14 protein-coding genes are annotated in these 12,653 nt (G+C 46.1%); 11 read left to right on the forward strand and 3 right to left on the reverse strand.

Annotation, left to right across the window (positions count from 1 at the left end; all coding sequences use genetic code 11):
• Nucleotides 1-11 precede the first annotated feature (11 nt).
• The 7 genes from H2R00_RS20670 to H2R00_RS20695 all read left to right on the forward strand — a co-directional run bounded on the left by H2R00_RS20670 (nucleotide 12) and on the right by H2R00_RS20695 (nucleotide 4,455).
• Entirely contained in the window at nucleotides 12-1,289 is a 1,278-nt protein-coding gene (locus H2R00_RS20670) for a Gfo/Idh/MocA family protein (RefSeq protein ID WP_154997203.1), read from the forward strand.
• A 15-nt stretch (nucleotides 1,290-1,304) separates the two neighbouring features.
• The gene (locus H2R00_RS20675) at nucleotides 1,305-1,952 is read left to right on the forward strand and encodes a YesL family protein (RefSeq protein WP_182070200.1); all 648 of its coding nucleotides are present in this window, start codon (nucleotides 1,305-1,307) and stop codon (nucleotides 1,950-1,952) included.
• 34 nt (nucleotides 1,953-1,986) lie between these two features.
• Nucleotides 1,987-2,346, forward strand: a complete 360-nt coding sequence (locus H2R00_RS20680; RefSeq protein WP_154997207.1) for a DnaJ family domain-containing protein — start codon at nucleotides 1,987-1,989, stop codon at nucleotides 2,344-2,346.
• 104 nt (nucleotides 2,347-2,450) lie between these two features.
• Nucleotides 2,451-3,569 (forward strand): response regulator aspartate phosphatase, encoded by a 1,119-nt coding sequence (locus H2R00_RS20685; protein WP_182070201.1) that lies wholly within the window; start codon nucleotides 2,451-2,453, stop codon nucleotides 3,567-3,569.
• Nucleotides 3,566-3,700, forward strand: coding sequence for a hypothetical protein (locus H2R00_RS21410; protein WP_261763508.1), 135 nt, complete (start codon nucleotides 3,566-3,568; stop codon nucleotides 3,698-3,700). Before H2R00_RS20685 ends, H2R00_RS21410 begins: the two co-directional genes overlap by 4 nt.
• Nucleotides 3,701-3,782: 82 nt before the next feature.
• Complete coding sequence (locus H2R00_RS20690; RefSeq protein ID WP_011198212.1) at nucleotides 3,783-4,097, forward strand: rhodanese-like domain-containing protein; 315 nt, start codon at nucleotides 3,783-3,785, stop codon at nucleotides 4,095-4,097.
• A gap of 175 nt (nucleotides 4,098-4,272) precedes the next feature.
• Nucleotides 4,273-4,455 (forward strand): sporulation protein Cse60, encoded by a 183-nt coding sequence (locus tag H2R00_RS20695; RefSeq protein ID WP_003184510.1) that lies wholly within the window; start codon nucleotides 4,273-4,275, stop codon nucleotides 4,453-4,455.
• A gap of 35 nt (nucleotides 4,456-4,490) precedes the next feature.
• Here the strand turns inward: H2R00_RS20695 and opuD are convergent, their stop codons facing one another.
• A complete protein-coding gene (gene opuD, locus H2R00_RS20700; protein ID WP_154997213.1) occupies nucleotides 4,491-6,026 on the reverse strand; it encodes a glycine betaine transporter OpuD in 1,536 nt (511 codons plus the stop codon).
• Between the two features lie 230 nt (nucleotides 6,027-6,256).
• The gene (locus H2R00_RS20705; RefSeq protein ID WP_182070202.1) at nucleotides 6,257-7,531 is read right to left on the reverse strand and encodes a BaiN/RdsA family NAD(P)/FAD-dependent oxidoreductase; all 1,275 of its coding nucleotides are present in this window, start codon (nucleotides 7,529-7,531) and stop codon (nucleotides 6,257-6,259) included.
• Between the two features lie 234 nt (nucleotides 7,532-7,765).
• Here H2R00_RS20705 and H2R00_RS20710 point away from each other — a divergent pair, with 234 nt between their 5' ends.
• On the forward strand, nucleotides 7,766-9,394 hold the full coding sequence (locus H2R00_RS20710) for a putative polysaccharide biosynthesis protein (RefSeq protein ID WP_182070203.1): 1,629 nt from the start codon (nucleotides 7,766-7,768) through the stop codon (nucleotides 9,392-9,394).
• A gap of 42 nt (nucleotides 9,395-9,436) precedes the next feature.
• The gene (locus H2R00_RS20715; protein WP_182070204.1) at nucleotides 9,437-10,159 is read left to right on the forward strand and encodes a pseudouridine synthase; all 723 of its coding nucleotides are present in this window, start codon (nucleotides 9,437-9,439) and stop codon (nucleotides 10,157-10,159) included.
• 120 nt (nucleotides 10,160-10,279) lie between these two features.
• On the opposite strand, the gene H2R00_RS20720 is transcribed toward H2R00_RS20715, so the two are convergent.
• A complete protein-coding gene (locus tag H2R00_RS20720; protein ID WP_003184500.1) occupies nucleotides 10,280-10,501 on the reverse strand; it encodes a DeoR family transcriptional regulator in 222 nt (73 codons plus the stop codon).
• A gap of 267 nt (nucleotides 10,502-10,768) precedes the next feature.
• Here H2R00_RS20720 and H2R00_RS20725 point away from each other — a divergent pair, with 267 nt between their 5' ends.
• Together H2R00_RS20725 and H2R00_RS20730 are read left to right on the forward strand one after the other, a co-directional pair.
• Nucleotides 10,769-11,479 (forward strand): ABC transporter ATP-binding protein, encoded by a 711-nt coding sequence (locus tag H2R00_RS20725; protein WP_182070205.1) that lies wholly within the window; start codon nucleotides 10,769-10,771, stop codon nucleotides 11,477-11,479.
• Entirely contained in the window at nucleotides 11,476-12,636 is a 1,161-nt protein-coding gene (locus H2R00_RS20730) for an ABC transporter permease (protein ID WP_182070206.1), read from the forward strand. Before H2R00_RS20725 ends, H2R00_RS20730 begins: the two co-directional genes overlap by 4 nt.
• Nucleotides 12,637-12,653: the final 17 nt, after the last annotated feature.

Consider the following 12,653-nt stretch of genomic DNA (forward strand, 5'->3'; position numbering starts at 1 on the left):
GGGAGGAGCCGATGAAAACATATGCGATATGCGGTCTGAGCGGCCGCGCTTTTAACATGTTTATCGAGCCTCTGGTGGAAAAATACGGGGATGAACACCGCATCGCTGCGCTCTTGGACATCGATCCGCTGAGGGAAGAAGTCTGCAAAGAAAGGTTTCCGGCGCTTCGTCCTGTCCCGTTTTTCGAAGGGAAAGCGTTTACCGAAATGCTTGACAAAATCAAGCCGGACGCCATTATTGTAGCAGGCCGTGATGATACGCATGTCCGCTATATATTGGGTGCTTTACGGGCAGATATTGACGTGGTCACTGAAAAGCCGATGGTGACAACAGCACGGGATGCGGCAGCCGTGTTAAAAGCCGAAGCCGAGAGCAAAGGAAAAGTGACCGTTACATTTAACTACCGCTACAATCCGTACCACCGCAAGATCAAAGAACTGATACTTGAAGGAAAACTCGGCAAGATTACATCGGTTGATTTGAACTGGTACATCGATACGTATCACGGCGCAAGCTATTTTAAACGCTGGAACAGGATGAGAGCATTCTCAGGCGGGCTTTCCGTCCATAAGTCAACCCATCATTTCGATCTTGTCAATTGGTGGCTCGATCAAACGCCCCGCGAGGTTTTTGCCTATGGCGGTCTGTACTACTACGGACCCGACGGCGAAATGAATCCTGAAAAAGGGGAAAAACGTTATTGCGGAACATGCCATGTCAAAAAGAAATGCCGCTATTTTATGAGATGGCAGGCAGGCGACCCGCAGGACGACCATGTCAAGACCAACGAAAACAAGCATCTGCTCTATACCGATTACAGGCCTGACGCTTGTATTTTCGATGAAGAAATCGATATCGAGGATACGTATGCAGCCGTTTTGAAATACGACAAAGGGGCGCTTCTGAATTACTCCGTTCATTTTTCAGCCCCGTATGAAGGCTACCGGCTTGCAATCAACGGGACAAAGGGAAGACTTGAAACGCAGGAATATCATGCGCCGGCAAGAGTTCCATTTGAAGTTCCAGAACAGACCATCGATTATTATCCGCTGTTTGAATCGAAAGAAACAATTCGCGTCGTCAGGCAGCCCGGCGGGCATGGCGGAGGAGACCCGCTGCTTTTGGAAGAGCTGTTTGGCGGAGGAGATCCTTTGAGGAATTACGACATTCTGGCCGGTGCCGAAGCAGGCGCCTATTCAATTGCAGCCGGCGAGGCATTGTGGCGCTCCATCAAAGAAAAAAAGCCGATAGAAATCAGTGAACTTCTGTATACCCGGCAATATACATAAGGAGGAGAGAAATTCGTGGAACAAAACGTCTCCATTGGAAGGGTGTTGAGCTTCTGTGAATGGGTGATGAAGTTTTTTTACGCCAATCTGCTGTGGTTTGTTTTTACCATGCTCGGTCTTGGCGTCTTCGGATTTATGCCGGCGACGACTGCATTGTTTTCCGTGATGAGAAAATGGATTATGGGCAAAACCGATATTCCGATATTCAAAACGTTCTGGCAGGCGTACCGCGGCGAGTTTCTTCGTTCCAACGCTATCGGCTTCATTCTGGCGGCGGTCGGCATCATCATTTATGTTGACCTTGCTTTTATTTATCCGGAGCATTTCCTATTGCACGTTCTCAGGTTCGTCATTATGGTTTTTGGATTTTTGTTTTTGATCATGCTGTTTTATATGTTCCCGCTGCTCGCCCATTTCGATTGGAAGAAGCGGATGTATTTCAAGTTTTCGCTCATTCTCGGCATATCGTATTTGCAATATACATTAACGATGATGGCGGTCACTGCAGTGCTTTATATCGCATTTGCCTTTTTGCCCGGGATCGTTCCTTTTTTCAGCGTCAGTCTGCTCAGTTATGCGGTCATGTGGCTGGCATATCAAGTGTTGAAAAAAGCGGAAGCCGTAGAACAGAGGGAAACCGCCATAACGACAAGACATACCTGATCCTTTGCTTTAGGTGTGGTGAAAGGAGGCCCTTATGGGTGAAGAATTTAAAAAACGATATCTACACTGGATTGATCAAGCCGTAAAGGAGAGCGAAAAGAAAGACGACTTCAAGTCCCTCCCCGGTTTTGGAAAACCGCTCAGCAAAGAGGCGCTCGAGGGGGATGCACTTTCGTCAACCCTTAAAAACGCCCGTTATCTGCCGGAGTGGCTAAAGCTGCAAAAGGAAATTAAACAAGAGATAGAAAAAGCGATCAAATCGAATCAGCGCGAAACGCTGATTGAGGCCATCAACCAAAAAATTAAAAAATACAACCTCACCTGTCCGAACCAATTCCAAAAAGGCCTTGTTTCAGCCAAAAACCTCGAAAGTCAGCTCAAATATTGGAGCTGATGCTATTCCCTGCACTTATTCATAAAAATAATTGCCAATAACAATTATCTTCTGTAAAATAAAGTTAATAAAGGTAATCTTTATGCTCTTAAAAAGAAGAAAGGATGAATGAAGAAGTGGAAGCGAAAGCGGCATACGAAAAAGCGGCCGGGCTCTTGAATCAGTGGTACACCATGATCAAGCGCCATGAAGCGCTCCAGGCTGTATCTTTGAGATACGAGATCCAAAACCTGCTTTCTAAAATGGACAAAAACAGGGATTTGGAACTCTATTTTCAGCTTTTGGACTACCGCTGCAAAATGATGATGGAGCAGTTTGCAGAATCAGCCGAGCTCTTCCGGAAGATTAAAAGGCAGAAGGAAACGGTTAAGAGCGCGGATGACATCATTCAATACTATTTTTTCTTTTTTTCAGGCATGTATGAGTTTTATGAGAAAAACTATCTTGAGGCGATCAACTGTTACAAAAAAGCAGAAACGAAGCTGCATAAACTGACGGATGAAATTGAAAAAGCGGAATTTTATTATAAAATTGCGACCGCCTACTACCAAATAGACGATCATTTCAGATCGTTGAACTACTCCGAAAAAGCGCTCTCACTTTTCAGTAAGCATAAAGAATACATAGACAAAACGATCGGGTGCGAAATGATTCTCGGGTCGGTTCAGTTTGAACTGTTCCGCATCAAACAAGCGGAGGAGCACTACGGCCGGGCGCTTGATCAGGCCGTTTCCCTCCAAAACCGGCGAATCATCGGGCTGATCTATCATAATATGGGACTGAACTATGCCAAATGCAGCATGCCGCTTTTGGCGGAGGAGCATTTTAGAAAAGCCCTTTCAATCGGTGTCCATGAGCAATCGATTTTTGGCATCAACACCCTTTTTGAGCTGTCTCACCTCATGTACAAAAACGGTTCTCCCGAAGAAGCGAGACGTCTCTGCAAAGAGGGATTTACCAGATCGGCGGAACAAGGAGAGGATGAATACGCAGCGAAGTTCAGGCTGATTTTTGCCCTGTATGACGCTGGCCATCCGCTCGATATTGAATTTTCGCTTGAATATATGAGGGATAAACGGCTATGGCCGCATGTTGCTGAACTGACAAAAGATATTGCCGACTACTACATGAAGTCAGGCGACCATGAAAAAAGTGCGCTTTACCTAGAAAAATCACAGCATGCGAAAAATCAAATATATAAAATGAAGGAGGAGCTTATATGAAAAAAACCATTTGTTTTTTCGCCGTCATGCTTGTTTGCCTGATGGGGGGAAGCTTCACAGCTGATTCTGCAGCACAGGACGGATCGTTTCAGCCATTGGGCAAATCGGTGTTTCCTGACAGCGGACGATAGAGAAAACCTGCCGAAATAGAAATGGCCTCCCGACTTTTGCTATAATAGTCTCACCTAAAGGCAATTGAAGGGAGCAGTAATGATGACGATAAAAGAGATTTCGCCTGATGAACTGAAAGACAGGCTTGCAAAAGGAGAAACGCTGAACATTATTGATGTCAGAGAAGATGAAGAGGTGGCTGAAGGAATGATCCCTGAAGCCGTCCACATTAAAATGGGGGATATCCCTGAAAAACTCGACGTCTTTCAAAAGGATCAGCCTTATATTTTTGTGTGCCGATCAGGCAAACGAAGCGAAAATGTCTGCCTCTATTTGCAGGATAAAGGCTTTGATGTCACCAACATGGTCGGCGGCATGCTAGAATGGACCGGAAACACGAAGCCGAAAACAAAATAAGCGGATTTGACTTCTTATCTGTACAGGTAAGAAGTTTTTTTATTTAAAATGGAGCACCAAATGTCAGGAAACGTTCGGAGCGTCCGCTGCCAATGTTGAAGGTTCTTTTGCTAAGGATTTTAAGCATAACTTCGGCTGTGTGCGAATACCTTTCATTATAGAAAGGAGAGAGCGTATGCTGAAGGTGGCCGTATTTGATGAAGAACACGAAAAAGATTTGCAGCATGAAATCAATGAATTCTTAAAAAAACTGTCGGAAGACCAGCTGGTCGATATAAAATATGACGTATCAGCCGCATGCGATCCTCAAGGCGAACAGCTTTACTGTTTTTCAGCGCTAATCTTATACAGGACATAAAAAAACAGCTCTTCAGAGAGAAGAGCTGTTTTCGTTTATGCTTTTTTCACCCTCGGGCTTCTTGGCTTCTGGAATTTCTCGGCTTGTTTAATCTCTTTTCGTTCTTGTGACAGAGATTTATATAACGATACAATCATGAGAATCACGACGACTGAGAACGGCAGTGCGGCCAGGATGGCGGTGTTTTGCAGCGCCGATAGTCCGCCTGAATACAGGAGCGCCGCAGCCATTGCTGACTGGATGATGCCCCATGATATCTTGACCGAATTCTCAGGATTTAGTGAACCGTAAGTCGTTTGCATTCCGAGAACAAATGTTGCCGAGTCTGCAGAAGTGATAAAGAATACGGCAATGAGCAACAAGGCAACGATAGATGTAATCATCGCCAGCGGGTAGTGGTCAAACATTCCAAACAGCATCGTGTCTGTAGACAGTTTTGCAACGTTGAAAATTCCTTTTTGCTGAAGATCCATCGCTGAAACCCCGAAAATTGAAAACCATAGAAACGCCAGCACAGTAGGCGCAAACAAGACGGCAATTAAAAATTCCCTGATTGTGCGCCCTCTTGATACACGGGCGATGAAAATACCGACAAACGGCGACCAGGAGATCCACCAAGCCCAGTAGAAAATCGTCCATGAATTGATCCATTCACGGCTGTCCGGATCATTAGGCGCAAGGCGGAAGCTCATTTGCACCACATTGGAGATATACGTTCCGATCGTGTCCGTAAACGAGTTCATAATTAATACCGTCGGTCCGACGAAAAGCATAAAGATCATCAGGACGCCGGCCAGCACCATGTTCGTATTGCTCAAATACTTGATGCCTTTTCCGATTCCGCTCCATGAGGAAATTAAGAACAGAACGGTGATGACTGCAATGATCGCCAGCTGCACCTGGAAGCTGTTCGGCACTCCGAATAGATAATGGAGTCCGCCGTTGATCTGCGTGGCGCCGATTCCGAGACTAGTCGCTACACCGACGACGGTTGCGAATACAGCGATGCAGTCAATCCCTTTTCCAAGCGGTCCGTTGACTCTGTCGCCGAAGACCGGAAACAGCGTCGCGCTGATCAAGCCAGGCGCGTCTTTTCTGAATTGAAAGTATGCGATGCAAAGGGCAACGATCGCATAGATCGCCCAAGCATGCAATCCCCAGTGGAAAAATGTATACCTCAGAGAATCTCTGAAGGCCTGGGCTGTTTCTGTTTCACCTGATGGAGAGCTAATGGCATAATGGCTGATCGGTTCAGCCGCGCCATAAAATACGAGACCAATGCCCATACCTGCGCTAAAAAGCATGGCAAACCAAGATAATCGAGAGAATTCAGGTTTTTCTTCAGGTTTCCCTAATCTGATCTTTCCAATCGGACTGAAGATCAAAAAGATGCTGAATGCGACAAACAGAGAAACCACCAATAAGTAATACCATCCGAGTGTGTTTGTAACATAACCTTGAATCGAAGTCGTTAACGCTTGAAGGTTATCCGGAGCAACGATTCCCCATAATACAGCTGCTGCTGTGATAACAATCACAATCCAAAAAACGCTTGAAATATTTTTCAAAATCATCCTCACCCTCTAATCATTTTTCGTCCTTACTCCCATCATTATGTTTAGTATGAGTTGCACATATAAAAATCATTCTCTCTCAGGAAGTTTGACCTAGCTTCCCCTATTACCCCACAATCAGGTGAAACAAAACTCTTTAACCGTAACATACTTTTCAAAAAAGGCACAAGTCTCAGCACTGGGCTGAAACTCTGCCATTCCACATTTGTCAAGGGTTTAGAGCAATTTTATTTTTTTCTCCGGCAAAGCGAAAATCCGCCTGCATTCAAGCCTGCAAGTCTGCCTGTGACAAGCGCGGATGTGATATTATACCCACCCGTATACCCGTGAATATCGAGGATTTCCCCGCAGAAATAAAGCCCTTCCTTTTTTTTGGACGCCATTTTTTTAGGATCGATTTCTTTTACGGAAACCCCTCCGCCGGTCACAAAGGCTTTGTCAAGCGAAAGGGTGCCGTTCACGTTGACGGAAAACTCTTTACAGTCTTTGACGAAAGCTCTGAAACGGTCTTTGGAAAGGGATGAGAAGGTTTCAGAAGGATCAATCTTGTTGCGCTCGAGAAGAAACAGCAGATACCTTTCCTGCATCCAAGGCTTCAGCACGTTTTTAAGTGATTTTTTCGGAGCGTCCTTTAATTCTTTATGCATGTTTTGAAAAAGCTGTTCTTCATGAATGTCAGGGAACAAGTCGATTTTCAGCTTGACTTTTTCCTGCTTTTTCAACTCTTTGACGACAAATTGGCTGCATCTGAGGACAGCGGGCCCTGAAAGTCCAAAATGGGTAAAAATCATATCCATTTGGTGGGTGATGACCGGCTTTCCTTTTTTGTTCAATACGCTGAGGGCGACGTTTCTCAGTGATAGGCCCTGCAATGTTTTCTGCTTGATAAAAGGCTCGTCAGACGTAACCGGAACCTCTGTCGGAAACAGTTCCGTAATCGTATGGCCGGCTTTTTCCGCCCATTCATAGCCGTCTCCGGTCGATCCCGTATGGGGGACGCTTTTCCCGCCGACAGCGATAACGACAGAGCCTGCTGCAATCTCTTCGCCGCTGCCCGTCACGATCCCGCTCGCTTTTTCTTCATTGTATAGGACAGTTTTCACTTTTTCGTTTGTACGTACGCTCACATGAAGCTGTTCAAGCCTTGTTAAAAGTGCATCTACTACGCTCTGAGCCTTGTCGGAGACGGGAAACATTCTTCCGTGATCTTCCTCTTTCAGCTTGACGCCCAGGCGCTCAAAAAACTTGATGATGTCCTCATTGTTAAATTCAGAAAAAGCGCTGTACAAAAAGCGTCCGTTTCCGGGAATATGCCGGATGATCTCATCAACCGGCAAGCGGTTCGTCACATTGCACCGTCCGCCTCCCGAAATGGCCAGCTTGCGGCCGAGTTTGTTACCTTTGTCGATCAAGAGAACGTCCGCCCCCTGTTCACCGGCCGCGATGGCGGCCATCAGCCCGGAGGGGCCTCCGCCGATGACGATGACATCAAAATACTTCATACTATTATCCTCAACTTTCCTGTCTTGTAGAGCCTGCATTCTGTGCAGGCGGGGCAGATTGGATCAGACAACATCCGCGCTCCATCTTCTTATTATAACGAAAGAACGGCATGATGAAAAAACGATAAAACATGGGCATGTTAAAATTTAGCCATGTTATTATTACCTGAGTGATGCGCCTGTATGTTAAAATAGAAAAGTTGAATCTATTGAAGAAAAATGGTGATTGGGAACATGTCAAGCAAACTGTTAAGAGGCACATTTGTATTAACGCTTGGTACCTATATTTCAAGGATCCTCGGAATGATTTATTTGATTCCGTTCGGAGCCATGGTCGGTGCCACCGGCGGTGCCCTGTTCCAGTACGGTTATAATCAATATACGATTTTTTTAAGCATTGCGACCATGGGGTTTCCGGCGGCCGTGTCCAAGTTTGTTTCGAAATATAACTCGATGGGTGATTATGAAACAACGAGAAGGATGCTGCGCGCCGGAATGTCGATGATGCTCGTCACAGGCATCATTGCTTTCTCCATTTTATATTTGTCCGCCCCGTTTTTTGCGGAGATGGCCCTTGGCGGTACAGAAAACAACGGGCTGACGATTGAACATGTCGTGTATGTCATTCGCATGGTCAGTCTCGCTTTACTGGTTGTGCCGATCTTGGCGCTGATCAGAGGCTTTTTCCAAGGTCACCAGATGATGGGGCCGACAGCCGTTTCACAGGTCGTTGAACAAATTGCCAGAATCGTTTTTCTATTAACGGCCACTTACTTGGTGATCAAAGTAGTAAACGGCGGGCTTGTCGTCGCTGTCGGCTATGCGACTTTTGCGGCTTTGATCGGCGCGTTCGCTGGGCTGTTCACTCTTTATTTTTCCTGGCAGAAAAGAAAAGGGGCGCTCCTGGCGCTGAAGCCGAACCTTGTTCCTTCCGCCAATATTACGTACCGGCAGATGTTTAAAGAGCTGTTCAGCTATGCCGCTCCTTACGTCTTTGTCGGGCTGGCGATACCGCTTTACCAGTACATTGATACGAATACGTTTAATAAAGCGATGATTGCAGCCGGCTATCAAAACATCAGCCAGGATTTGATGGCGATCGTGACGCTGTACGTGCCAAAGCTTGTGATGATTCCGGTATCTCTCGCGACGGCATTCGGCCTGACTTTGATCCCGGCGGTGACTGAAAACTTTACCAACAAAGATTTCCCTGCTTTAAACAAACAGATTGATCAGGCGATGCAGATCATTCTCTTCATCGTTCTTCCTGCATCAGTCGGTATGGCTCTTTTGTCGGGTCCGGTTTACACGTTCTTTTACGGCTCGGAAAGCCTGCTCCCTGAAATGGGACGAGTTATTTTGTTCTGGTACGCACCTGTGGCGCTGTTATTCTCGCTCTTCACCGTCAACGCTGCAATTTTGCAGGGAGTGAACAAGCAGAAATTTGCGGTTGTCAGTTTGATGATCGGGATTGTGATCAAAATCGCGCTTAACGTTCCGCTAATCAAGCTGTTTCAAGGTAGCGGGTCGATTTTGGCAACGGCGCTCGGCTATTCAGCGTCACTCCTATATGGATTTATCATGATTAAACGCCATGCAGGCTATTCGTATCGCAAACTGTTTAAACGGTTTTTGCTGATGCTGATCCTGACGGCGGTTATGGGCATCATTTTGCTGCTTGTTCAGGCGCTTCTTAGTCTGTTTATTTCATATGAAGGCGGGCAGATCAGGTCTGCTGTCGTCATTTTCATCACAACCGCGGTCGGCGGATCAGTTTATCTGTACTTGGCTTACCGTGTGAAGCTGCTCGAAAAAATCTTCGGTCAGCGGTTGAATCGCTTTTTCAAAAGAAAGTCCTCCTAAAAAGGGCTTTTCTTTTTATGCAGAAAAAAAGGGAGTGTCTTCATGAGATTGGATAAACTGTTGTCAAACAGCGGCTACGGGTCAAGAAAAGAAGTCAAAAAAATGCTGAAAAACGGCGCGGTGCGCGTCAATGATCAACTAGTCAAAGACGCCAAAGAGCACGTTGACCCGGAATCAGACGACATCACGGTATACGGTGAGCCCGTCATTTATCGGGAATTTATTTACTTGATGATGAACAAGCCGCAAGGAGTGCTGTCTGCAACAGAAGACAGCCGGCAGGAAACGGTTGTCGATCTGCTCGATCCTGAGCTGCTGAGGTTTGAGCCGTTTCCGGTCGGAAGGCTTGACAAAGATACTGAGGGACTGCTGCTTCTGACGAATGACGGACAATTGGCACACCAGCTTTTATCCCCGAAAAAACACGTGCCTAAAACGTATGAAGTCCATGTCAATAAGCCGATTGATCAGGCGGCTCTGGACCAGCTTGAAAAAGGGGTCGATATCGGTGAAGGCTATGTCACAAAACCGGCTGAAGCGTCGCTTTTGGAAAGCGAAAACAGCGTGGAACGTCTGCTTTTGACAATAACGGAAGGGAAATTTCATCAGGTGAAAAGAATGCTGAAGGCGGTCGGCCATGACGTCATCTATTTAAAGCGGCTGAAAATGGGGGATGTCGATCTCGATGAAGAGCTTTTGCCGGGGGAATACAGGGAGCTCTCTGAACACGAGCTAGCCGCATTGCAAAACAAAAAGACACTCTGATTCGTCGAGTGCCTGAAGTGGGTTTATGGAGCATCGAACTTCATTGAGTTTGATGCTTTTTATGTTTGATGGCTGTCTTATATGATAATCAGCGCTAAAGTTCAATTTTTCAGAATATTACTATGAGGAGATTTTCACTTTTTTTCTTGTAGTCTCCCATTTGCCTCTGCTAGGGCTGTGTACTAGATCGTTGTATGCCAACACATTCAGATCACGCTGGATTGTTCTCGGTGTAGTGCCAAATTCATCAACCAGTTCCTGGGTTGTAACGAGTCCTTTTTCTTGAATGAACATGTAGACTGATTTGATCCTGGTTAGCATTCGGTTTGTTGAAGGTTTCAAACAACCACTCCCTATCGTATGATCGAATGGACTTGACTACCACAACTTACGACTCCAAAATGCAGCATGGACGGTTAGCGATCATTTCTTGAAAATGATCAATAAATATTATACACGATTTCTTTGCCAAATATCCAGAAAAAAGCCGGAGCCAAATTAATGAAAAAATGAAAATCGTAAGCAGAACATGCAGTGCGATCGCGTTTTTTTGATAAAAAAATTTAAACTTTTTCTTTCTTCATACGTAATAAAAGAGAGGTGGTGTAGATGATGAAGTTAAAGGTGCATATCGAAAAATCCGGTTATGAAGAAGAGGAATCGGCGATCGAAAATATATCATTTGCTGTAGGGGAAGGCGAGCTCGTCGGCTTAATCGGCCCGAATGGAGCGGGGAAAAGCACGACAATTAAAACGATACTCGGTTTAACAAGGCATATGGCCGGACAGATTGAATGGCCTAAAACGTCAAACTATGCATACATACCTGAACAGCCCAGTTTTTACGACGAATTGACTTTATGGGAGCATATCACGGCTTTAGGGACGTTTTTACAGGAGGACGATTCCTCGTTTTTGCCGAGGGCAAATCGGCTCATCAAACGATTCTCGCTGGAGCATGCGCTTCACGATTATCCGGGGAGCTTTTCGAAAGGGATGCAGCAAAAGCTGATGCTGATCCATGCTTTTCTCATGCAGCCTGACCTATATATTATCGATGAACCGTTTATCGGGCTCGATCCGATCGCAAGCCGCCTCTTTTTGGATATGCTGAAAGAAGAGAAGAAGCGGGGAGCGGGCATTTTGCTTTGTACGCATGTGCTGGATACCGCCGAGAAGATCTGTGACCGTTTTTTGCTGATTTCAAATGGCCGTCTGATGCTGGAAGGTACACTCGAAGAGCTGCAGGAGAAAACCGGTCTTTCGAATGGCTCGCTGCTTGACTGCTTTTACTATGCTGTAAAGGGTGCGCCAGCATGAGCGGCCGGTCGCTGTTTATCAGCAGGCTGAAGGCCGACTGTCTTTATCAGCTGCGGATCTTAAAACTGGTCATCGATTGGACGGTTGCGCTGTATATTGTGCTGCCTGGGGCTGGAATCGGCGTTTATCAATATATCAAATGGCTGAATGGAGGTTCGTTTCATAACGGGTGGCATGCCGGATTGATTGTGCTGGCTCCGGCCGTTTTTACGCTGTTTGGGTCTGTGAGGACTTTTTTAATGGAAGCCGATCAGCTTTATTTGTTGCAAAAAAAGACGCTCGTGTTGAACATGAAAAGGTGCGGCTATTTATATTGTCTGTTTGTCCAGATTTGTAAATGGCTGTTTGCGGCGGCCGTGTTTACTCCTCTGTTCGTCAGACAGTTTGGGGCCGAACTGACTGCTTGTCTCGCCGTATTCTTTTATTATTTCTGCCTCAATTTCTTGATCACCGTCTTAAAGCGGCGGAACCTCGGGCGGCAGTACAAGCTGAAACACAGGGTGCTGAACGCCGGGCTGATCTTTTTCGTGTGGCTGTCGGCTTGTGCAGTTGTTTTATTCTTTTCCTGGCCGCTTGTGCTCCTGAGCGGTCTGGTGCTGACTGCGGCCGCGGTAAAGACCGCCAGCGGCACCATCGGAAACATGTTTCTATTTTATGAAGAGGTTGAGTTTGATAACAGAAGAAAGCTGAGACTCGCAAAATTTTTCCTGTCGCTGAACCTTGACGGAAGCGTGCCGAAGCCGGGGAAACGAAAGGCGAAAAGGCCGCGGCTGTTCTTTAAAAAATCTCAGAACATCTTTAAAGTGCGTACAATGCAAAATGGTCTTAAGGAAATCTTTTTTAAAGTGATGCTGCGCCATCCGGACTATAAAAGACAGCTTATGCAAATGATCGGCATTTTTACGGCGCTGATGATGGTTGGACCGATCTGGATGAAAGCGGGTGCTCTCCTGGTTTTTGCATTCGCTTATCGAAGTCTGTTATCCGTCCATTTTGATAAGGTGATGGAACGCGTTTTTTTGCTGGGGGCAGACAAAGAAAGCGACGCTTTTTATGAAGCCAGGCGGAGTTCCATCGACTGGCTTTACTATCCGGGGTTGATCTGGTGCTGCCTCGTCATCGCACTCAGCCTTATACTGAAAACCCCGTCTTTTTAAAAAAGACGGGGTTCAGT

The organism is Bacillus haynesii (assembly GCF_014042035.1).
Taxonomy (GTDB): Bacteria; Bacillota; Bacilli; order Bacillales; family Bacillaceae; genus Bacillus; species Bacillus haynesii.